This is a genomic window from Pseudomonas protegens (assembly GCF_013407925.2).
GTDB classification, from domain to species: domain Bacteria; phylum Pseudomonadota; class Gammaproteobacteria; order Pseudomonadales; family Pseudomonadaceae; genus Aquipseudomonas; species Aquipseudomonas fluorescens_AP.
Window position 1 is genome coordinate 5,312,065 of record NZ_CP060201.1, and the last position, 21,344, is coordinate 5,333,408.

Genomic DNA, 21,344 nt, shown 5'->3' on the forward strand with positions numbered 1-21,344 from the left:
GCTTTTGCTTTGTCCTGGTGCGCAAGCCGTCAGGCTTGCGCCGAAAACGAGCGAGGGTGGCGCGCTAGCCCGCGTAAACCCTGGCCGAAAAAATCCCAACCTCAAGGTCAATCTGCTTTCCGTGGTCTTGCGTCCGCTCCCAGGCGCGCCAAAACGGTTCACTGGCAGCGCGGATCGCGCGCCCGGGAGCCAACATGGTGCAAGGGCGGCGGCAGGGCCCGGGAGATGATGGCCGATTTCGGATCTGCCTACTCCATGGAAAATCTGCAAAGCGCTGTGGACACCCTGGTCCACGGTTCCAACACCCTGTTCATCCTGATCGGGGCGGTCATGGTCCTGGCCATGCACGCCGGTTTTGCCTTCCTTGAAGTGGGCACCGTGCGGCAGAAAAACCAGGTCAATGCGTTGTCGAAAATCCTCAGCGACTTCGCCGTCTCGACCCTGGCCTATTTCTTTATAGGCTATTGGATCTCCTACGGCGTGAGCTTCCTGCAACCGGCGGCGGTGATCAGCGCCGATCACGGCTATGGCCTGGTGAAGTTCTTCTTCCTGCTGACTTTCGCCGCGGCGATCCCGGCGATTATCTCCGGCGGCATCGCCGAGCGCGCGCGTTTTGTGCCGCAGTTGTGTGCCACGGTGCTGATCGTGGCCTTCGTCTACCCGTTTTTCGAGGGGCTGGTGTGGAACGGCAACTTCGGCGTGCAAGCCTGGTTGCAGCAGCGCTTTGGCGCCGGGATCCATGATTTCGCCGGCTCGGTGGTGGTGCATGCCATGGGCGGCTGGCTGGCGCTGGCGGCGGTGCTGTTGCTGGGAGCACGCAACGGGCGTTATCGCGACGGCAAGCTGGTGGCCTTCGCGCCGTCGAGCATTCCGTTCCTGGCCCTGGGCTCGTGGATCCTGATTGTCGGCTGGTTCGGCTTCAACGTGATGAGCGCCCAGACCCTGCAAGGGGTCAGCGGCCTGGTGGCGGTGAACTCGCTGATGGCCATGGTCGGCGGCACCGTGGCGGCATTGATCGTCGGGCGCAATGACCCGGGCTTCCTGCACAACGGGCCACTGGCCGGGCTGGTGGCGATCTGCGCCGGTTCGGACCTGATGCATCCGGTGGGCGCCTTGGTCACCGGGGCGATGGCCGGGGCCTTGTTCGTCTGGTGCTTTATCGCCGCCCAGAGCCGCTGGAAGATCGACGACGTGCTCGGGGTCTGGCCGTTGCATGGCCTGTGCGGAGCCTGGGGCGGGATTGCCTGCGGGATCTTCGGTCAGAGCGCCTTGGGCGGCTTGGGCGGGGTCAGCCTGGCCAGTCAGCTGTTCGGCACCGGCCTCGGGGTGCTGGTGGCGCTGCTGGGCGGCTTTGCCGTGTATGGCCTGATCAAGGCCGTTTGCGGGCTGCGCCTGACCCAGGAGCAGGAGTACTACGGCGCCGACCTGTCGCTGCACAAGATCGGGGCGGTGAGCCAGGACTGAGATGCGACTGGCCCTGGCCGCCAACGGCTCAGGGCCAGCACAGGGCGGCTTCAACCGCCCTGCAGGCGGGCTTCGCAGGCCTCGATCGCGGCCTGGGAGCCGGACACCAGCACCCGGTCGCCGGCCTGCAGGCGCGGTGCCGGGTTCAGCGGCAGGTCGCTGCCGTTGCGTTGCACGCCTTGCACATCCACCCCCAGGGCCTCCAGGCCGAGCTCTTGCAGCAGCCGGTTGCAGGCGTGGGCGTCGGCGTCGAGGTTCACCGCATGCATTTGCACCGCCGGCGGTTCGTGATTGTCCTGGGTGTTGCTTTGCGCGCCATGGTAGAAGCCGTGCAGCAGGCGATAGCGGCTGTGGCGCACGTCGTCCACGCTGCGTTGTACCCGCTGTTCCGGCAGGCCGAGCATGATCAGCGCATGGGAGGCCAGCATCAGGCTCGACTCCAGCAGTTCGGGCACCACTTCGTTGGCACCGGCGGCCTTGAGTTCGGCCAACTGGCTGTCGTCCCGGGTCCGCACCAGGATCGGCACGTTGCGATCCAGGCGCCGCGCGGCCTTGAGCACCGTCAGGGCAATGTCGGTCTTGTCCACGGCAATCACCAGCAGGCGGGCCCGCTCCAGGCCCACGGCGGCCAGCAGATCGCCACGGCGGCAATCGCCGTAATGCACGCAGCTCTCTGCCGCCGAGGCCTCCTGGACCCGCACCGGATCATCGTCCAGGGCGATGAATCGCAGTTGCTCATGACGCAGGAAGCGGCCGATGGACTGGCCGACCCGGCCATAGCCGCAGATCACCACATGGCCCTGCAGCTCGGCGTTCTGCGCGCTGATTTCCTCCAATTGCGCGGTTTGGTTGGGTTTGCGGTGCAGGCGCGCGGTGATCAGCGGCGCGGCGCGCAGCAACAGGGGGGTCAGCAGCATGGAGCTGAAGGTGGCGGCCAGCAGCAGGCCGCTCAAGTGCGACGGGATCATCTGGGTCAGTCGCATCTGCGCCATCAGGGCGAAGCAGAACTCGCCGCCCTGGGCCAGGGCCAGGCCGCTGCGCCAGGCCGTCTCGCCGTCGCTGCCGCGCAGCTTGAGCAGGATCGCCACCACGCTGCCCTTAATCAGCAGCAGGGTCAGGGTCAGGCCGAGGATCAGCAGGCTGTGATCGATGAACAGTTGCAGGTCGATGAGCATGCCGATGCTGACGAAGAACAGTCCGAGCAGGATGTCGCGGAACGGGCGGATATCGGCTTCGATCTGGTGCCGGTAATGGCTTTCTCCCAGGAGCATGCCGGCGAGGAAGGCGCCCAGGGCCGGCGACAGGCCCAGCAGGTGGGTGAGCCAGGCGGTCAGCAGCACGATCACCAGGGCCAGCAGCACGAACAGTTCGGCGGAGTGGGAGGCGGCAACTTCATGGAACAGTCGCGGCAGCAGCCAGCGGCTGGCCAGCAGCAGGCCGAAGAACAGCACCAGGGTTTTGCCCAGGGTCGCCGGCAGGGCCCAGTACCAGGCGTGCTCGCTGTTGCCGGCGAAGACCGGGACCAGGGTCAGCAACAGCACCGCCACCACGTCCTGGAACAGCAGCACGCCGATGGCGTTCTGTCCGTGGCTGCTGAAGATTTCGCCGAGGCTGGTCAGCTCCTTGCTGACAATCGCGGTGGAGGACAGGGCCAGCCCGGTGCCGAGCATCAGCGCCGAGGTCAGCGGCATGCCGAACAGGGCCAGCAGCACCCCGAGGATCAGCCCGGTGCACAACACTTGCAGGCTGCCCAGGCCAAACACCACATGGCGCAGGGCGAGCATCTTCGACAGGGAGAACTCCAGGCCCAGGGAGAACAGCAGGAACACCACGCCCATTTCCGCCAGGTCCGGCAATTCTTCACTGTCGTTGACCCAGTCCAGGGCGGTGGGCCCGACCATCAGTCCAACGGACAGGTAGCCCAGGACCGGCGGCAGGCTCAGGCGCCGGAACAGCGCGATGACCACCAGTGACGAGGCGAGAATGATCAGCAGATTGGCAAACAACGGGCATCTCCGGACAAGGGGGCGGGCAGGCAAAGCCTAGAGGCAAAAAAGCCGCGAGGATCGCTCGGGCGGCAAGAAAGCACCCTGACGCACGTCATTTTTCGTTGAGAATGTCTCATATTCGCGAGCCACGGAAACGGTCTTTCCGAGGGCTGTCCGCCAGGCGGAGCCTTCTCCGAGCAGAGCCGTGGAGGCGCACGGGGCCTGGGCATGCCTGGACAGGGGCAGGTCGACGGCTTGCGCGCTCGCGCCTAAAATAAGCGCCTGTTCTTCTCACGGTTGCCCTGTCATGCCCCCTGAATGCCAATTGTTCGGCACCCTTGGTTGCCATTTGTGCGAACTGGCCGAGGCCGAGTTGATGCCGCTGGTGGAGCACGGCCTGATGGTCGAGCTGGTGGATATCGCCGAGAGTCAGGAGCTGTTCGAAACCTACGGCCTGCGTATCCCGGTGTTGCGCCGTGTGGACAATGGCGCCGAACTGGGCTGGCCCTTCGATGCCGAGCAGGTGGTGGCGTTCCTGCGCTGACCCCGGGGTTGCCAGGGCGCGACTTCCGCCTGTCGCCCGTCCCCGGAATTCATTGGCGAGATCCGTCGATTCGTTTACTGTATGCATATACAGCTATCGAGGAGTCTCGCCATGTCTCTCACTTTCCTGACCGGTACCGAACGCTCACAGCCGTTGCCAGCCCGTTTCCTGGAGCAGGGTGACGCTGACTGTGCCTCCCCGGCCAGTGAGCCCATTGGCAACGGTTTTTCCCTTGACCGGACCCTGGGTCTGGGGGCTCCGCAGATCCATGGCCTGCTGGTGGATGACGACAACCTGCTGGGTTTCGGCCTCTACCCCGGAGACCGGCTGATCGTCGATCGCTCGGCCACGCCAGTGGTGGATCAGTACCTTGTGGTAAGGCCCCGGGGCGCCGCTGAGTACTCACTGCGCCTGCTGGCGCCCGATCCCCGTGGCGGCCTGTTGCTCAAGGCGGCGCGGCCTTCCATTCCCTCCCTGGCGCTGGATGACCCGGACTCGATCGAGATCTGGGGCGTGGTGCTGTGGGTGGTCAGTTATGTGGGGCGCAAGCAGCCCTGATGGATGTGGCGCACGCTTCAAATCGTTAAAGGAATACATGATGGTCAATGTCGAACAACTGAAAAACAGCGTGAACAGCATGTCTGCCGATGTGGTCCGCGAGGCGGTGCTTGAGCTGCGCCTGGACGGGCTGGTCACCGAAGGCAAGACGCCCTTCAACAAACTGCATTTCAATACCTGCTTTGCCGAGATCGAGGCCCTGTTCCAGCGGGCCGGTTACCACCGGCAACTGGATGTGGTGGGTTACCAGGGGCTGCTGTACGCCCTCTATGATCCGGGCCGCTGGGAGGCGGTGGATGTGTTGCGCTGGCTCAAGGAGTTCACCGAGGCCGCCGCCCAGGCCCAGCATTCGTGCGCTTGAGGGCGGGCAAACTGATCCTAGGTTTCCCGGGGGCTGCTGTTGGATAATGCCGCCTCGCATTGAACCCTCGAGCCCTGTCATGTCCTGCGCGAGTTTTTCTGCTGCACAGCATCAAGCCAGCACCTTGTACCTGCCCCCCGGCTCCTGGCCGACGGTGCTGGATTGCCTGTGTGATCACTTCAAGGCCATCAGCCGCGAGCAATGGCTGGATCGGATCGCCCGGGGGCGGGTGCTGGACGGGCAGGGCCAGCCCATCCGTGTGGATCTGGCCTATCGCGAAGGCCTGCGGATTCATTACTTTCGCGAGGTGCCGGACGAGAAGGTGATCCCGGTCCAGGAAACCATCCTCTATGCCGACGAGCATCTGGTGGTGGCGGACAAACCGCATTTCCTCCCGGTCACACCGGCGGGCGAGTACGTTGAGCAGACTTTGCTGCGTCGTCTGATCCGGCGCCTGGACAACCCGCACCTGGTGCCCTTGCACCGTATCGATCGGCACACCGCCGGGCTGGTGCTGTTTTCCGCCGATCCCGGCAGTCGTTCGGCCTATCAGGCGCTGTTCCCCACCCGGCAGATCGAGAAACGCTACGAAGCCATCGCCGGGGCCTTGCCGCACCTGAGCTTTCCCCTGGTGCACAAGAGCCGTCTGGTGGACGGCGAGCCCTTCTTCCGCATGCAGGAGGGCGCGGGCGCCAGCAACACCGAAACCGCCATTGAGGTCAGGGAAAAGCATGGCGATCTATGGCGTTACGCGCTGTACCCGGTGACCGGCAAGAAGCATCAGTTGCGCGTGCACATGAGCGCACTGGGGGCGGCGATCTGCAACGACCCCTTCTACCCCGAGGTGCTCAAGGATGCCGAGGACGATCATGCCCGGCCGCTCAAACTGTTGGCCCAGGGGCTGCGTTTCATCGATCCGTTGACCGGGCAGGAGCGCGAGTTCGAAAGCCGCATCCGCCTGCAGTGGTGAAAACCGTTTCGCAGAAACAATAAAACCCGCACTTGGCGGGTTTTATTGCATGCAGATCGGTAACCGTCGGGCTTACAGCTCCTTGACGGTGCGGACCTGATCCTTGTTGATACGGGTGCGCTTGCCGTCCAGCTGTTCGAACTCGTAGAAACCCGAGTCCTTGTCGTATTTGGGGGTGTCGACGGCTTGGATTTCGCGACCGTCATTCAAGGTGATCACTGATGGCGACGCGCAACCGGCGAGCGTTGCCAGGCCCAGTGCGAGCATGAAAGTGGCGAGGGTCCGATGAGTCATTGTGTGTCTCCGAAATGAGTACTTTAAAGTGCTGGTCTTCAGACGTGTGGCACGTCTGCAAGTTCCTTGGCCAGGTGCATTCTGCCACGTTGCCAGACAGATCGTAGGCGTTCAGCGAGTTATCTTGATTGGTGTCAGGTGCGAGCGCCGGCAGGCGGATGCCCGGTCCTGTCGGCCTGCACAGGCCGGGCCCGGGCGATTGCCGGCCGCCAGAGGCAGCGGATCGGGGCGCTGTGATATAACACCGGGCTGTTTCTCTTACCTCAGGATCGAGCCTATGAAAGCCAAGGCTGATTTACCCTTTGTTCCCCTGAATATTGCGGTGTTGACCGTCAGTGACACCCGCACCCTGGAAACCGACACCTCGGGACAGGTCTTCGTCGAGCGTCTGGGCGCCGCGGGTCATCGTCTGGCCGCACGGGTGTTGCTCAAGGACGATCTGTACAAGATCCGCGCCCAGGTCGCCACCTGGATCGCCGACGAACAGGTGCAGGTGGTGCTGATCACCGGTGGCACCGGCTTTACCGGTCGCGACAGCACCCCGGAAGCGGTGGCCTGCCTGCTGGACAAGCAGGTCGACGGTTTCGGTGAACTGTTCCGGCAGATCTCGGTGGCCGACATCGGCACTTCCACCGTGCAGTCTCGCGCACTGGCCGGGCTGGCCAACGGCACCCTGGTGTGCTGCCTGCCGGGCTCCACCAATGCGGTGCGCACCGGTTGGGATGGAATCCTCGCCGAGCAGCTGGATTCACGTCACCGGCCGTGCAATTTCGTTCCCCATCTGAAACAGGCAGCGGCTTGTGAATCCCGTGGGTAAGCCGGGCAAGCTCGGCGCCTTGATGCCGGTTGAGGAGGCGCTGGAACGTCTGCTGGCCATGGCCGCGGCGGCGCCGATTGTCGAGCGTGAGCAATTGCCCCTGGCGGCCACTCAGGGCCGGGTACTGGCCGAGGCGGTGCTCTCCAGCCTGGACCTGCCGCCCTGGCCCAACAGCGCCATGGATGGCTACGCCTTGCGCCTGGAGGACTGGAAGGGCGAGCCCTTGCCGGTCAGCCAGCGGATCTTCGCCGGACAGTCCCCCGAGCCGCTGCAACCGGGAACCTGTGCGCGGATTTTTACCGGCGCGCCAGTGCCGGCCGGCGCGGATTGCGTTGAGATGCAGGAAAACGCCCAGGTTCAGGACGATCAGCGGGTGCTGTTCAGCCAACCTTTGAAGATCGGCCAGAACATCCGTCCCCAGGGGCAGGAAACCACGGTGGGCGAGCAGGTGCTGGCGGTCGGGACACGCTTGGGGCCGATCGAGCAGGGGCTGGCGGCTTCCCTGGGATGCGCCGAACTGGCCGTGGTGCGGCGGGTTCGAGTGGCGGTGCTGTCCACCGGTGACGAGTTGGTGGAGCCGGGCCGGGCCCTGGGCCCCGGGCAGATCTACAACAGCAACCGGGTACTGCTGTGCAGCTGGTTGCAACGCCTGGGCTGCGAAGTGCTGGACGCGGGCATCCTGCCCGATGATCTGCCCGCGACCCGCCAGCGCCTGGCGGAGTTGGGCGAGGTCGATCTGATCCTCTCCACCGGCGGGGTGTCGGTGGGGGAGGCGGACTTTCTCGGGATGGCCCTGCGGGAAGCCGGCGAACTGACGCTGTGGAAACTGGCGATCAAACCCGGCAAGCCCCTGACCGTCGGCCATTTTCGCGGTGTGCCGGTGATCGGCCTGCCGGGCAACCCGGCTTCCACCCTGGTGACCTTCGCCCTGCTGGCGCGGCCTTACCTGCTCCGGCGCCAGGGCGTGCAGCAGGTGCAGCCATTGCGTTTCCAGGTGCCTGCCGGTTTTGTCTGGCCCCAGCCGGGCAATCGCCGCGAGTACCTGCGTGGCCGCCTGGAGAACGGGCGAGCGATCATCTATCGCAACCAGAGCTCGGGGGTGTTGCGCAGTGCGGCCTGGGCGGAAGGTCTGGTGGAAGTGCTGGAAGGCCGGACCCTGGAAGAGGGCGACTGGGTCAGCTTCATTCCCTTGAGCGAGGTGCTGGATTGATCGCGCGCGGGCCCGGTTCGGTGCCGGGCCTGCGCCTCGCGGTTCAGCGCAGCAGGAGCAACAGCAGCAGGCCGAAACGACTGTGCAAACCCCAGCTCACCAGCCCCGCCAGTATTGAGGCCGCCAGCGTCAGCCAGCCCACGCCCTTGAGTATCGACAGCAGCCTGGAGTGAGGCGCGTGCACTTCGTAGGAGAGCGGCAGATCGAACTCCGGTGACGGGTGCCCCGTCAGCCAGGAGCTGTCCTTGATGTGGGTGAAGGGTGCATGCCCACGTGGATAAAACCCCTTGTCGTTCATGACGATTCACTTCCTTGTATGAGGCGTCAGCGCCTAGCATGCACAGTCACTGATTGGCTCGACAGGGTCAATTCAGGCAATTCTCATTCTGCAGTCAGAAAATTTACTTTAGGTCCTGCACCTTTTTTCAGGGGCTCCGGGCTGCCTCTTCCTGTTGCGCCAGACTCATGGAATCGACGCTGTTTTAGCGAGTGTCGGGGGGGATCGGGGCCCGGCCATACAGGTCGTTGAAGCGCACGATGTCGTCTTCGCCCAGGTATTCGCCGCTCTGCACTTCAATCATGACCAGGTCGATGACCCCGGGATTGCATAACCGGTGTGGGCGCCCGGGTTTGATAAAGGTCGACTCATTGGTGTCGAGCAGGAGTTCGTCTTCTCCGTTGGTCACCCGGGCCATGCCGCTGACCACGATCCAGTGCTCGCTGCGGTGGTGATGCAGCTGCAGGGACAGCGAGGCGCCGGGCTTGACCTCGATGCGCTTGATCTTGAAGCGCGGCCCTTCCTCGAGCACGGTGTAGGCGCCCCAGGGACGGTTCACGGTGCGGTGCAGCCGGTAGGCATCGTGACCCTGGCGCTTGAGCTGCTGGGCGATCAGTTTGACGTCCTGGCTGCGCTTGCCATCGGCGATCAGCAGGGCGTCCGGGGTGTCGACGATGATCAGGTTGTCCAGGCCGATTGCAGCCACCAGACGCTGGCGCGAATCGATGTAGCAATTGCTGACCTCGTGCAGCACGGTTTCGCCGGTGCACTGGTTGCCCTGTTCGTCCGCCGGGATCAGCTCGCGCACCGCCTGCCAGGAGCCGATGTCGCTCCAGCCCAGCTGGCAGGGCACTACGGCGACTTTCTTCGAGCGTTCCATCACCGCGTAGTCGATGGAGATGTCCGGCGCTTGGGCGAAGCTGTCGCTCTCCAGCTCCACTTGCAACTCGTGCGGGCCTTCCTTGCGGTAGCTGCGCTCCAGGCAGTGCTCGACGGCGCTGAGCACCTGCGGCGCGAACTCTCGCAGTTCCTGAAGCATCACGTCGGCGCGCATGCAGAACATTCCGCCATTCCACAGGTGCAGGCCGCCATCGACATAGCCCTGGGCGGTGGCGGCATCGGGTTTCTCGACAAAGCGCCTGACCTGGAAGCTGTGGTCGTTCAGGGCCTGACCTTTCTCGATATAGCCGAAGCCGGTTTCCGCGTGGCTGGGCATCAGGCCGAAGGTTACCAGCCAGCCTTGTGCGGCCAGTGGCCGGGCTTGGTCCACCGCCGCGGCGAACGCCGCGACATCCTTGATCAGGTGGTCGGCGGGCAGTACCAGCAGTTGTGCGTCAGCGCCGTAGCGCTGGCTGATGTGCAGCGCCGCAGCGGCGATGGCCGGCGCGGTGTTGCGACCCACGGGTTCGAGGATGAAGTCCAGCTCGACCCGGCTTTGGTTCAGTGGGCGGTAATCGTCCAGGGTGCGGAAGAACACCTCGCGGTTGGTCACCGTCAGCAGCCGCTCCACGCCCTTGAGGGCCGTAGCGCGGGCGAAGGTCTTCTGCAGCAGGCTGTCGCCGTCGGGTAGGCGCATGAAGGGTTTGGGCACGGTCTCGCGGGATACCGGCCACAGGCGGGCGCCGGCGCCACCAGCAATGATGCAGGGAATGAGCGTGCTCATTAAGCAGGTCTCGCGGGACATGATCAGGGGCGCAATGGTGCATCACCGGCTGCGTGGATCAAAGCGGATTGATCAGTTTTCGCTGTGGCGCGGATCGAATTCGATATGGAGTGCGATTGTTCCAGGCTGTCGGTTGAGGCCGGTCAGCCATGGGTTTGCGCCAGGCCAGGGGAAGGCGGCTGGAGCCGGTCAAGGTGCGGCACCTGGCTTATCCTGATCAGGGGCGGGCAGCCCGGACAGATCTGTGGCCGGTAAAAATGATCCGATGGGACAGACTTTTTTCGCCTTGCCCGCGGTCAACATCCTTCAAGGATTCAATAACCGGAGTCATGGCTGATGAGTGAGCGCAAGGCACTGTTGATACTGCACGGCAAACAGGCCCTCAACGACGAGGTCCGCGCGGCGGTCGAGGCCAAGCGGGCCGAAGGCTGGGACTTGTCGGTGCGGCTGACCTGGGAGGCGGGGGATGCCCGGCGCCTGGTGGATGAAGGGCTGGCCGCCGGCCACACGCGGCTGATTGCCGGCGGCGGTGATGGCACTTTGCGCGACATCGCCGAGGCCCTGGCCAACGCCCCGAACCCGGCCAGCCTGGTGCTGCTGCCACTGGGCACGGCCAATGATTTTGCCCGGGCCGCCGGGGTGCCGCTGGAGCCGGCCGCCGCCCTGGAACTGCTGGAGGTTGCTCCCCGGGCCGTCGATCTGGGGGAGGTGGGCGGGCAGATTTTTCTCAATATGGCCACCGGCGGCTTCGGCAGTCAGGTGACCGCCAACACTTCGGAAGACCTGAAGAAAGTCCTCGGCGGTGCTGCTTATCTGTTTACCGGGCTGTCGCGTTTTGCCGAGCTGAGCGCGGCCTATGGCGAGTTGCAGGGGCCGGATTTCCACTGGCGCGGCGAACTCCTGGCCCTGGGCATCGGCAATGGCCGGCAGGCAGGAGGCGGGCATGAACTGTGTCCGGGCGCCCTGGCTGATGACGGTTTGCTGGATATCAGCATCCTGCCGGCCCCGCAGGAACTGGTGGGCACCTTGAAGAACCTGCTGGCCGGCGGCCTGGGGATCGACAACATGTTTGTTCGTGCGCGTCTGCCCTGGGTCGAGATCAAGGCTTCGCGGGGGCTGGACATCAACCTTGATGGCGAGCCGCTGCAGGGCGACACCTTGCGCTTCCACGCGCGTCCGGCGGCCTTGCAGGTGCACTTGCCGGTGGACTCGCCGTTGCTCGGCGGTCGGCCTGCGGTCAGTCGTCGAGGCTGATGATGTGTTCGCGCACGGCGAACAGCACCAGGCCGGCGACATCGAAGATCTGCAGGCGTTTCATGATCTGCGAGCGGTGGGTTTCCACGGTCTTGATGCTCAGGCCCAGGCCCAGGGCGATCTCCCGGGTGGACTTGCCGCGCACGATCAGCCGCAGGATTTCCAGTTGGCGAGCGGTCAGGTTGTGGTTGTCCACCGGCTGCGGCGTGTGTTTCTGGGCCCGGGTCAGGGCCTGGGTGATCACTGTGTGGGCGATGGCCGGGCTCAGGTAGCGCTCGTTGTTGCGCAGGGCCTCCAGGGCATGTTCCAGCTCGGTGGCGGTGGTGTCCTTGAGCAGGTAGCCGTGGGCGCCGGACTCCAGGGCCTGCATGATCAGGGCCGGGTCGGTGTGCATCGACAGGATCAGGACCTTGCTTTGCGGGTGCAGCGCCTTGAGTCGGCGCAAGGCGTCGAGGCCGCCGATGCGCTTCATCGACAGGTCCAGCAGGATGATGTCCGGGCGCAGTTCCTCGACCATTTCCAGCAGGTGCGCACCGTCGTCGGCCTCGCCGATCACCGCGTATCCGGGAATGTCCATGACCAGGGCGCGCACGCCTGCCCTGATGAGCGAGTGGTCATCCACCAAGAGTAAATTACAGGTCAATGGGAAACCTTATTCGTGCTGGCCCGCTCCAGAGTGCGGGGGGCCCAGGGAAAGAGTGCTTCGATCTGGGTGCCTTGGCCGGCTTCGCTGGTGACTTTCAGCAGGCCGCCCAGCTGGTTGATTCGTTCTTGCATCCCGGCCATGCCGCGCTGACCCTGGGCCCCTGGATCGCTGGCCGGGGCGAACCCCTGACCGTCGTCGCTGATGAATAGCGAGAGGCCTTCGGGCAAGCGTTGCAGGCGCACCAGCAGATTCTTGGCCCGGGCGTGACGCAGCATGTTGGTCACGGCTTCCTGGGTGATGCGAAACGCCGCCACCGCCATCTCCTCGGGAATTCCCGTCAGGTGCTGGCGGCATTCCAGGCTCCAGTGCACCGAGGTGTTTTCCAGGGTCTTGAGCAGGTGGGCGCGCAGGCTGGCTTCCAGGCCCAGGCTGGTCAGTTGCCGGGGGTTGAGAATGGCGGACACGTCGCGGACCTTGGCCAGGGTTTCTTCCAGGGTGGTGGCGAGCACGGCGCAGGGTGGCTGCAAATCTTCCGGCAGGCGGCGCTTGAGCCAGTCGGTCTGCAACTTGGCTGCGGTCAGCAGTTGGCCGATGTCGTCGTGCAGTTCCCGGCTCAGGCGGTGGCGCTCATTCTCCTTGACCTTGAGCAGGCGCTCGGCGAGCTCCTGAGGCTGGAACCGGATGGACTTTCGCGAATAGCCGTATTGCATCCAGATGCAGGCCAGCGCCGCGACATTGACCACCAGCAGGGTCATGGGCACGGGCCTGTCCAGGCTGTAGATCAGCACATTGCCCAGGCTTGAGCAGGAGCACAGCAACAGGCTGAACCAGCGCAGGTGATCACGGGAGGGAGGCCAAGAGAAGAATGACTTGAGGCTGGCGTACATAGCGGATGGAGCCAATGAATGTTCGCTGCGAAGTGCCCGGTCAGGTATGGATGACAAGGCTTGTTTGAGAAACAGTATTATTTGAATTTCCGGCTTCGATCAATGCAGTGTGTTGGTATTGCATAAGCCGCGTAGTGACGGTCGACATTGGAATCAAAGTGCCATTATCTGGGTCCGTTTATGCGCCGCATAATACCACCGAACATACCGTTGGTCGCGTTTATACACGCAGGTATATATGTCTTGAAAGTCAGGAATAGCGGGCCCAGGCACGCTTGTGCCATTTGCTCGGCGGGCCTTTGAGAGTCAATCGCTAATAGAACTTGTCGTTGAATTTGCGTAGGCAAATATGGGCTGGAACAATAAGTCCGGACCCTGCACTAGTTGGTTTTTTTGGCAATGGTGCTGTCGTTCTTGAGTATGAAATATTCAATAACGACCCATTACTTGTCCTTGGGCCCTATGCTGTATCGATGTTCTGTGTTGGCGATCGTTGATAGCGGCTTTATCGGCCATCGGTCGGTGCAAGTGCGATTTCAATGGCTGCAGGACGGGTAGGTGCAGGTGCAGTTCTGTGTCACTTGTTGGGTCAGTTCGCCAATCAGCATGAGCTGTTCGCTGTCATCCAGATTGAGTTGGCCATTGTGCGGATCGATCAGCTCCAGTTGCCAGGCCATCAAGGTCAGGCAGCTCCTCAAGGCATCGAGGATCGGGTCGTTGAGGTCCACTGGGTGCGCGGTGCGTTTGAGCACGCCGTGGATATGCAAGGCGAATTCAGCCAGTGGGCTGATGGCGTGGCGCGCTGCGACCTGGGCCAGGGACTGCAGGCTGGCGAGCAGGCAGTTGATCGCCTCTTCGTCGTTTCTGATCAGGTGCAGATGGCTCAGGCAATCTTCCGATTTGGCCAGCAGGGCCTGGGCTTCGAGCAGGAACTCAGGCAGGGGGGGGGCGCATTCGTGGCTGTCCTTTAGCATGCTTATCTCCATGACTTCGTGTCCGATGAGGGGATAGGGCTCTGGCTGAAGGGGGTTAAGGTATGGTGCGCTTTTTCAAATTGTATATAGGATAAATCTGATTTTATTTCCCGGGTTGCAGCCGCACGCGAGAGACGATTTTCATCGTTTCCGAACGCTGCCCAAATACCGGCCACAGCCATGCGGCGCATGGGCGCTGGGGCGTGATGGGCAAGGGGGTTTAGGCTTGAAAGGGTGCTGGGCCACCTTTCTGCGGTCACAAACAAAAGCCTGACTCCGTTCATGCAATGAGAATGGCGTCACATTAATGGCTATTGGATATCGCGAATATCAGGATGGTCCTGATTGTTACTAGGGGAAACCCTTAGGTGCGGGAACTTCACGCCGTGAATAAGGTCGCGCCGTCGGAGACTGGTGTCGCTGAATTGACGGCCTCAGTAAAGCATGATGTTAATGTGACATCAATGGCTTTCATATGGCAATTTGCATGTGGGTCAAGATACGGCGCAGGCCGCCGATATCTGTCTTTAAGTGAATTCATCAGAACAAGCCCAGGAGTCATTAATGGCCGGCATTCTCGACACGGTAGATCAACGCACACAGCTGGTGGGCGAGAATCGCCTGGAAATCCTAATGTTCCGCCTGGCCGGTCGGCAGCTGTTCGCCATCAACGTCTTCAAGGTCCAGGAAGTCCTGCAACTGCCCAAGCTGACCCTGATGCCCCAGCGTCATCCGTTTGTCTGCGGTGTGGTCAACCTGCGGGGCCAGACCCTGCCGGTGATCGACCTGTCCCAGGCCATCGGCATGCGCCCGCTGGTTCCGGGGCCCAACAGCACCATCATCGTCACCGAATACAACCGCTCGGTGCAGGCGTTCCTGGTGGGCGGGGTGGACCGCATCGTCAACATGAACTGGGAAGCCATCATGCCGCCGCCCACCAGCGCCGGGCGCCAGCATTACCTGACCGCCATCAGCAAGGTCGACGAGCAACTGGTGGAGATCATCGACGTCGAGAAAGTCCTGGCGGAAATCGTCCCCTACAACGCCAAGGTTTCCCGGGACAAGCTCGAAGATCCGGTGCTGGAGCGTGCTCGCGGTCGTGAAGTGCTGCTGGTGGACGACTCCAACGTGGCCCTCTCCCAACTGCGCGATACCCTCGGCCAGCTCGGGGTGAAGATGCATATCGCCAGTGACGGCCTCAAGGCGCTGAACATGCTCAAGGCCTGGGCCGATACCGGGGTCGACATGACCGACAAGCTGCTGATGGTGTTCACCGATGCGGAAATGCCGGAAATGGACGGTTACCGCCTGACCACCGAAATTCGCAACGACCCGCGTCTGCGTGGGCTGTATGTGGTACTGCACACCTCCTTGTCCGGCAGTTTCAACGAATCCATGGTCAAGAAGGTCGGTTGCGACAACTTCCTTTCCAAGTTCCAGCCGGACAAGCTGGTGGACGTGGTCCGTCAGCGCCTGATGCTGGATGAAGTCAGCGCCTGAACCCGGGCTCGCGCCGACAGCGCTCACCCTGTGCCTTTGTTTGCTCCGAGCGCTGGTATAGGGTGAGCCTTTTTGCTCACACAGGGAGCTGGACATGCGTCTGAGCGCGCTTTACCGATACCCGTTGAAATCCGCCCGGGGCGAAACCCTGCAACAGATCGGCCTGGACAAGCTCGGGCTGGAAGGGGATCGCCGCTGGATGCTGGTGGACGAAGCCAGTGGGCGTTTCCTCACCCAGCGTGCGGTGGCGCGCATGAGCCAACTCTCGGCCTTGTACAACGACCACGGCGGCCTGACCCTTAGCGCCGCCGGCTTGGCCAGCCTTGAAGTGCCCCTGCCGGACGCCGCGGCGGCACTGCGTGGCGTGACCATCTGGCAGGACAGCCTGCGGGTGCCCGATGCCGGGGATGAGGCGGCGGCCTGGGTCAGCGAGTTCGTCGGCAAGCCTACCCGCCTGGTGCAGGTGCCACCGGAGCGGGCGCGGAGCACCGCCGCCGGCTACGGCAAGGACGATGATCAAGTGGCATTTGCCGATGGCTTCCCCTTGCTGCTGATTGGCCAGGCGTCCCTCGACGATCTGTCCAGCCGGGTCGGGCGGCCGCTGGAAATGCTGCGTTTTCGCCCCAATCTGGTGATCGAGGGCAGCGCTGCCTTTGCCGAGGATCAGTGGCGACGCATCCGCATTGGCGACCTCGAGTTTCGCGTGGTCAAGCCGTGCTCGCGCTGCATCCTGACCACCATCGACCCCCAGACCGGCGAACGCAGCGCCGACCGCGAACCCCTGGCGACCTTGCAGAAGTACCGGGCCCAGGCCGACGGGGCGATGTTCGGGCAGAACCTGGTCAACGATGGCTCGGGTCATCTGCAGGTGGGGATGCCGGTAACGGTGCTCGAATAACCTTTGACCGGCGCCAAGAAAAATGCCCGTCTCTTGAGGAGACGGGCATTTTTTTATCGCTGATAAAGCCGCAGTGGGTCGATCAGCCGCGGTATTCGCACAGATAAGCGGTGTCCACCGCGACTTTCAGCTGGAACTTGCTGTTGGCCGGGACGTTGAACTGGCTGCCGGCAGGGAAGGTTTCCCAATCGGCACTGTCGGGCAGGCGCACGGTCAGGGCGCCGGACACCACGTGCATGATTTCCCGCTGTGCGGTGCCGAATTCGTATTCGCCCGGGGCCATGACGCCAATGGTGGCTGGGCCTTCGGCCGTGCCGAAGGCAATCGACTTGACGGTGCCGTCGAAGTACTCGTTGACTTTAAACATGGGCGATTCCTCAAGAAAGGGTCAAAAAGGCTGGCCAGTATGCACAAGGCCTCAAGGGCCGTCACCTGCCGCCATCAAGGAAGAATCAAGGGCAACAGGCGCGCGGTATTGCGCGCATCTTCCAGGGCCCGATGCTGTTGGCCGTTGAACTGCATGCCGGCCAGTTGCAGGGCCGCATTCAGGCCCAGAGGGCGTTCCAGGCGCCGGGCCTTGGCAAAGCGCTGCTTGAGGTTCATGTGCGGCACTTCATTCAGCAGGCTGTGCAACTGCTGGTTGTGCCATTCCAGCTGCAACTGCTTGCGGTCGTAATCGCCCCAGCTGGCCCAGCCCTCGAGGCGCGGCCGATGCTGGCCCAGCCAGCGCTCGAACAGGTTCCAGACCTCGCTCAGGGGCGCGGCGCTGTCGATGTTGGCTTGGGTGATATGGGTCAGCTCGCGACAGAACGGCGTCAGCCGAGGGCGTCGCAAGGGGCGGACGAAACGCTGGAAGTGGTCTTGTTCCCGGCCTTGGCGGTTGACCAGGGTGGCGCCGATTTCGATGATTTCCATCTCGCTCACCGGCCAGCCCCCTTCATCCGTCGTGGCTTCCAGATCTATTACCAGCCAGTGGGGCATCGCGAATTCCAGCCTTCAACATCCTGATGAGGCTTGAGCGTAGCCAAAGCTGCAGCATCCGCCTAGTGCTCCATTTCCGGGTCGCAGCCAAGCGATTGCACCTCCAGCAGGATTTGCCGGTTCTTGACCTGATCCCCAAGGTTGACCTGCAGTCGGGTGATCACCCCATCGATCCCGGCCTTGAGCGGGTGTTCCATTTTCATCGCCTCCAGCACCAGCAGCAGTTGGCCCTGGCTGACGCGCATGCCTTCGCTGACCTGCACATCGACGATGGCCCCGTCCATGGGCGCCTTGAGGGTGCCGCTGTGGGCGTTCGACTGGCCCTGTACCGGCGCGTGGCTCAGGTCCTGCAGGTGCAGGCCGCCACTGGCGCTGCCCAGCCACAGCTCGCCGTCCTGCAGACAGTAGGCGTAGTGGCGCCGGATGCCATTGACCTCCAGGCTGGCCCGGCGGCCATCGGCGGCGCAGATTTTCACCTCGTGCAGCCGATCCGCCTGCCGCACCTGCAACCGGCCGGTTGCCGAAGCGCTCAGTTGCAGCGACCACTGCCGCTCGCCCAGGCCCAGGCGATAGTGCAGCGGCACGCCGGCCTGATTGCGCCAGGCGCGAAGGGCCGCGCCGTGCTGGCTGGCGCTGTGCTGATAGAACAGTGCCGCGGCGATCGCCAGTTCCTCGTCGCCGGGCACCTGAGGTTGCAGGCTCGGATCCTCGGCAAAATGTTCAGCGATAAAGGCAGTGCTGAACCGGCCGCTGGCAAATACCGGGTGCCGCAGCAGAGCGGCCAGCAGCCGGCGATTGCTCTCAAGCCCCAGCAGTACGCAGTCTTCGACCCCGCGCAGGAGCTTGCGCCGGGCTTCCTCGCGGGTGGCGCCGTGGGCGATCAGCTTGCCCAGCATCGGGTCGTAGAACGGGCTGATCCACTGGCCTTCCTGCAAACCATGGTCGGTGCGCAGCCCTGGCGCCGGCTCCCAGCGCAGGATCTGGCCGGTCTGCGGCAAGAAGTGCTGCGCCGGGTCTTCGGCGTACAGCCGTACCTCGATGGCGTGCCCCTTGAGCTGCACCTGCTCCTGGCTCAATGGCAGCGGCTCGCCGGCGGCCACTAGCAGTTGCAGGGCCACCAGATCCAGGCCGGTCACCAGTTCGGTCACCGGATGCTCGACCTGCAAGCGGGTGTTCATTTCCAGAAAGTAGAACTGGCCGCGGGCATCCAGCAGAAACTCCACGGTGCCGGCCCCGACATAGTTCACCGCGCGTCCGGCCTGGAGCGCCGCCTCGCCCATGGCCCGGCGCAGTTCCTCGGTCATCACCGGGCAGGGCGCTTCCTCGATGACCTTCTGATGGCGGCGCTGGATCGAGCAGTCCCGCTCTCCCAGGTAGATCAGCTGACCGTGGTGGTCGCCGAACACTTGCATTTCCACGTGCCGGGGTTCGATCAGCGCCTGTTCCAGAATCAGCTCGTCGCTGCCGAAGGCGTGCAGGGCTTCCGAGCGCGCGGTGCGGATCTGTTCCAGCAGGTCTTCTTGCCGCTGCACCAGGCGCATGCCGCGCCCGCCACCGCCGGCGCTGGCCTTGATCATCAGCGGATAACCGATGCGCTGGGCTTCACGCTGCAGGGTCGGATCATCCTGGTCTTCGCCCTGATAGCCCAGGATGCAGGGCACACCGGCTTCGAGCATGGCGATTTTCGAGCGGCGCTTGCTGCCCATCAATTCAATGGCGGCGGCGCTGGGGCCGATGAAGGTGATGCCGGCGGCGGCGCAGGCGGCGGCGAATTCGTGGTTCTCCGAGAGGAAGCCATAGCCCGGGTGGATGGCATCGGCGCCGCTGCGACGGGCAGCGTCGAGGATCGCCTCGCCGTTGAGGTAGGACTGCTGCACCGGGGACGGGCCGATGTGCAGGGCTTCGTCGGCCATGTGCACATGCAGGGCCTCGGCGTCGGCGTCGCTGTACACGGCCACGGTGCGATAGCCCAGGGCCTGGGCGGTGCGCTGGATGCGGCAGGCGATTTCGCCGCGATTGGCGATCAGGATCTTGTTGAAGGTGGGCATACAGGCTCCCGGGAGTCGGTGGAGGGCGTTGGCCGGCGAGCCGGCTTCTACACGGTGTCAGCTGGCCCAGGCCGGTTGGCGCTTCTGCACGAAGGCCAGGGTGCCCTCGACGCCTTCTTCGCCCATGACCGCGTTGGCGAAGTCGCTGGCGGCCTGATCCAGCAATGGGCCCCGAGGCTGTTCGACACTGGCCAGCAGCAGGGCCTTGGTCGCCGCATTGGCCCCGGGAGCGCAGCGCAGTACCTGGGCCAGTTGCTGCTCCAGGCGCTCCTGCAGGGCCTGGGCATCGGGCTCGACAAAGTGCACCAGCCCCAGGCGCAGGGCCTCGGCACCGTCGAAGCGAGCGGCGGTCAGGGTCAGGCGCCGGGCCTGGGTCAGGCCGATGCGCTGCACCACGAACGGGGCGATTTGCGCCGGCAGCAGACCGAGGCTGGTTTCCGGCATGCCGAACTGCGCCGATTGCTCGGCAATGGCGATGTCGCTGACACAGGCCAGGCCGAAGCCGCCGCCCAGCACCGCCCCTTGCAGCAGGCAGATCAGCACCTGGGGCACCTGTTGCGCTTCTTCCAGCAGGGCGCCGAAGGCCCGGTTCAAGTCGCGGTAGGCGCTGCTGCCGTGGGCGCGGGCGCCGGCCATGTCCTTGAGGTCGCCGCCGGCGCAGAAGTGGCCGCCAGCGCCACGCAGGACCAGGGCGCGGATGTTCCTGCGGTCACGGACCGCCGCCATCACCGTGCGCAGTTCCGCAACCATCTGCAGGCTCATGGCGTTGCGGCTCTCGGGGCGGTTGAGGCGGATGGACAGCACGCCGTCGTGCAGCTCCAGCAGCAGGGTCTGGCAGGTCGGCAGCGGGCTCATTTCTTTTTCCTCGGCAGGATGCCCATGAGTTTGCAGATGATCCCCAGCATGATCTCGTCGGCGCCGCCGCCAATGGACACCAGGCGCACATCGCGATAGGCCCGGGCCACCGGGTTGTCCCACATGAAGCCCATGCCGCCCCAGTACTGCAGGCAACTGTCGCTGACCTCGCGGCCCAGGCGCCCGGCCTTGAGCTTGGCCATGGACGCCAGGCGGGTCACGTCCTGGCCGCGCACGTACTGCTCGGTGGCCTGGTAGACCAGGGCCCGCAGGCACTCGATCTCGGTGGACAGCTCGGCCAGGCGGAAGTGGATCACCTGGTTGTCGATCAACGGGCTGCCGAAGGTCTTGCGCTCCTTGCAGTACTCGATGGTGCTGTCGACGCAGTACTCCAGGCCCTTGAGCATGTTCGCCGCGCCGAACAGCCGTTCCTCCTGGAACTGCAGCATCTGCATCATGAAGCCCGCGCCTTCATGGCCGATGCGGTTGCGCTGGGGCACCCGCACATTGTCGAAGAACACCTGGGCGGTTTCCGAGCTGCGCATGCCGAGCTTGTCCAGGTGCGAACTGAGGCTGATGCCCGGGGTGTTCATCGGCACCATGATCAGCGACTTGTTGATGTGCGGCTTGTCGTCCGAGGTATTGGCCAACAGGCAGATGAAGTCGGCGCTGGGGGAGTTGGTGATCCACATCTTGCTGCCATTGATCACGTAGTCGTCGCCGTCCTTGCGCGCGTGGGTCTTGAGCCCGGCGACATCGGAGCCGGCGCCGACTTCGGAGACGCCGATGCAGCCCACCTGCTCGCCGCTGATGGCCGGGCGCAGGAATTGCTCGCGCAGCTCATCGGAGCCGAAGCGTGCCAGGGCCGGGGTGCACATGTCGGTCTGCACGCCGATGGACATGGGAATGCCGCCGCAATGGATGGTGCCGAACTCCTCGGCGGCGACGATCGAGTAGCTGTAGTCCAGGCCCATGCCGCCGAATTTTTCCGGTTTGGAGATGCCCAGCAGCCCCAGCTCGCCGGCCTTGCGGAAAATCTCGTGGATGGGAAAGCGCCCGGCCTTCTCCCATTCCTCGACATGGGGGTTGATCTCGCGGTCGACAAAATGGCGCACCGTGCGCCGCAGTTCTTCGTGTTCCTGGGTGAAGATCATG

Annotated in this window: 22 protein-coding genes; 10 read left to right on the forward strand and 12 right to left on the reverse strand. The window is 63.9% G+C overall.

Annotated elements, in window-relative coordinates; all coding sequences use genetic code 11:
- Positions 1-255: 255 nt before the first annotated feature.
- Entirely contained in the window at positions 256-1,464 is a 1,209-nt protein-coding gene (locus GGI48_RS24790) for an ammonium transporter (protein ID WP_179600428.1), read from the forward strand.
- A 50-nt stretch (positions 1,465-1,514) separates the two neighbouring features.
- Here GGI48_RS24790 and GGI48_RS24795 read toward each other — a convergent pair whose 3' ends face one another.
- Positions 1,515-3,470, reverse strand: coding sequence for a monovalent cation:proton antiporter family protein (locus tag GGI48_RS24795; protein ID WP_179600430.1), 1,956 nt, complete (start codon positions 3,468-3,470; stop codon positions 1,515-1,517).
- A gap of 289 nt (positions 3,471-3,759) precedes the next feature.
- Here GGI48_RS24795 and GGI48_RS24800 point away from each other — a divergent pair, with 289 nt between their 5' ends.
- From GGI48_RS24800 to GGI48_RS24815, 4 genes are all read left to right on the forward strand, one after another.
- Positions 3,760-3,996, forward strand: a complete 237-nt coding sequence (locus tag GGI48_RS24800; RefSeq protein WP_016964707.1) for a glutaredoxin family protein — start codon at positions 3,760-3,762, stop codon at positions 3,994-3,996.
- Positions 3,997-4,107: 111 nt separating this feature from the next.
- Entirely contained in the window at positions 4,108-4,554 is a 447-nt protein-coding gene (locus tag GGI48_RS24805; protein WP_047305514.1) for a S24 family peptidase, read from the forward strand.
- A gap of 40 nt (positions 4,555-4,594) precedes the next feature.
- The gene (locus GGI48_RS24810; RefSeq protein WP_016964709.1) at positions 4,595-4,915 is read left to right on the forward strand and encodes a hypothetical protein; all 321 of its coding nucleotides are present in this window, start codon (positions 4,595-4,597) and stop codon (positions 4,913-4,915) included.
- A gap of 79 nt (positions 4,916-4,994) precedes the next feature.
- Positions 4,995-5,885 carry a pseudouridine synthase gene (locus GGI48_RS24815; protein WP_016964710.1) on the forward strand — a complete coding sequence of 297 codons (891 nt, stop codon included), beginning with the start codon at positions 4,995-4,997 and terminating at the stop codon, positions 5,883-5,885.
- Positions 5,886-5,957: 72 nt separating this feature from the next.
- Here the strand turns inward: GGI48_RS24815 and GGI48_RS24820 are convergent, their stop codons facing one another.
- Complete coding sequence (locus tag GGI48_RS24820) at positions 5,958-6,179, reverse strand: YgdI/YgdR family lipoprotein (RefSeq protein WP_016964711.1); 222 nt, start codon at positions 6,177-6,179, stop codon at positions 5,958-5,960.
- A gap of 277 nt (positions 6,180-6,456) precedes the next feature.
- Here GGI48_RS24820 and moaB point away from each other — a divergent pair, with 277 nt between their 5' ends.
- Both moaB and glp read left to right on the forward strand, forming a co-directional pair.
- On the forward strand, positions 6,457-6,996 hold the full coding sequence (gene moaB, locus GGI48_RS24825) for a molybdenum cofactor biosynthesis protein B (RefSeq protein WP_179600432.1): 540 nt from the start codon (positions 6,457-6,459) through the stop codon (positions 6,994-6,996).
- A 22-nt stretch (positions 6,997-7,018) separates the two neighbouring features.
- Entirely contained in the window at positions 7,019-8,206 is a 1,188-nt protein-coding gene (gene glp / locus GGI48_RS24830) for a gephyrin-like molybdotransferase Glp (protein WP_179602118.1), read from the forward strand.
- 43 nt (positions 8,207-8,249) lie between these two features.
- Here the strand turns inward: glp and GGI48_RS24835 are convergent, their stop codons facing one another.
- On the reverse strand, positions 8,250-8,504 hold the full coding sequence (locus GGI48_RS24835) for a hypothetical protein (RefSeq protein WP_179600434.1): 255 nt from the start codon (positions 8,502-8,504) through the stop codon (positions 8,250-8,252).
- Positions 8,505-8,688: 184 nt separating this feature from the next.
- Positions 8,689-10,146 carry a mannose-1-phosphate guanylyltransferase/mannose-6-phosphate isomerase gene (locus GGI48_RS24840; RefSeq protein WP_179600436.1) on the reverse strand — a complete coding sequence of 486 codons (1,458 nt, stop codon included), beginning with the start codon at positions 10,144-10,146 and terminating at the stop codon, positions 8,689-8,691.
- Positions 10,147-10,482: 336 nt separating this feature from the next.
- Here GGI48_RS24840 and yegS point away from each other — a divergent pair, with 336 nt between their 5' ends.
- Positions 10,483-11,400 (forward strand): lipid kinase YegS, encoded by a 918-nt coding sequence (gene yegS, locus GGI48_RS24845; protein ID WP_179600438.1) that lies wholly within the window; start codon positions 10,483-10,485, stop codon positions 11,398-11,400.
- Here the strand turns inward: yegS and GGI48_RS24850 are convergent.
- From GGI48_RS24850 to GGI48_RS24860, 3 genes are all read right to left on the reverse strand, one after another.
- Positions 11,384-12,043, reverse strand: a complete 660-nt coding sequence (locus tag GGI48_RS24850) for a response regulator transcription factor (protein WP_016964718.1) — start codon at positions 12,041-12,043, stop codon at positions 11,384-11,386. The two genes, yegS and GGI48_RS24850, sit on opposite strands and share 17 nt — an antisense overlap.
- Positions 12,040-12,933, reverse strand: a complete 894-nt coding sequence (locus GGI48_RS24855; RefSeq protein ID WP_047305509.1) for a sensor histidine kinase — start codon at positions 12,931-12,933, stop codon at positions 12,040-12,042. Before GGI48_RS24855 ends, GGI48_RS24850 begins: the two co-directional genes overlap by 4 nt.
- A 536-nt stretch (positions 12,934-13,469) precedes the next feature.
- Positions 13,470-13,907: a hypothetical protein gene (locus tag GGI48_RS24860; RefSeq protein WP_016964719.1), complete on the reverse strand. Its 438-nt coding sequence runs from the start codon at positions 13,905-13,907 to the stop codon at positions 13,470-13,472.
- A 564-nt stretch (positions 13,908-14,471) separates the two neighbouring features.
- Between GGI48_RS24860 and GGI48_RS24865 the strand changes: the two genes are divergently transcribed.
- Together GGI48_RS24865 and GGI48_RS24870 are read left to right on the forward strand one after the other, a co-directional pair.
- On the forward strand, positions 14,472-15,407 hold the full coding sequence (locus GGI48_RS24865; protein WP_016964720.1) for a chemotaxis protein CheV: 936 nt from the start codon (positions 14,472-14,474) through the stop codon (positions 15,405-15,407).
- A gap of 94 nt (positions 15,408-15,501) precedes the next feature.
- A complete protein-coding gene (locus GGI48_RS24870; protein WP_179600440.1) occupies positions 15,502-16,305 on the forward strand; it encodes an MOSC domain-containing protein in 804 nt (267 codons plus the stop codon).
- 82 nt (positions 16,306-16,387) lie between these two features.
- Here GGI48_RS24870 and GGI48_RS24875 read toward each other — a convergent pair whose 3' ends face one another.
- From GGI48_RS24875 to atuD, 5 genes are all read right to left on the reverse strand, one after another.
- Positions 16,388-16,672 carry a pyrimidine/purine nucleoside phosphorylase gene (locus tag GGI48_RS24875; RefSeq protein ID WP_011062476.1) on the reverse strand — a complete coding sequence of 95 codons (285 nt, stop codon included), beginning with the start codon at positions 16,670-16,672 and terminating at the stop codon, positions 16,388-16,390.
- A 74-nt stretch (positions 16,673-16,746) separates the two neighbouring features.
- The gene (locus tag GGI48_RS24880) at positions 16,747-17,286 is read right to left on the reverse strand and encodes an exonuclease domain-containing protein (RefSeq protein WP_047305507.1); all 540 of its coding nucleotides are present in this window, start codon (positions 17,284-17,286) and stop codon (positions 16,747-16,749) included.
- A 62-nt stretch (positions 17,287-17,348) separates the two neighbouring features.
- Positions 17,349-19,334, reverse strand: a complete 1,986-nt coding sequence (locus GGI48_RS24885) for an acetyl/propionyl/methylcrotonyl-CoA carboxylase subunit alpha (protein WP_179600442.1) — start codon at positions 19,332-19,334, stop codon at positions 17,349-17,351.
- Positions 19,335-19,391: 57 nt separating this feature from the next.
- Positions 19,392-20,189, reverse strand: coding sequence for an enoyl-CoA hydratase/isomerase family protein (locus GGI48_RS24890; protein WP_179600444.1), 798 nt, complete (start codon positions 20,187-20,189; stop codon positions 19,392-19,394).
- Complete coding sequence (gene atuD, locus GGI48_RS24895; RefSeq protein ID WP_179600446.1) at positions 20,186-21,343, reverse strand: citronellyl-CoA dehydrogenase; 1,158 nt, start codon at positions 21,341-21,343, stop codon at positions 20,186-20,188. The genes GGI48_RS24890 and atuD overlap by 4 nt, the downstream gene beginning before the upstream one ends.
- Position 21,344: the final 1 nt, after the last annotated feature.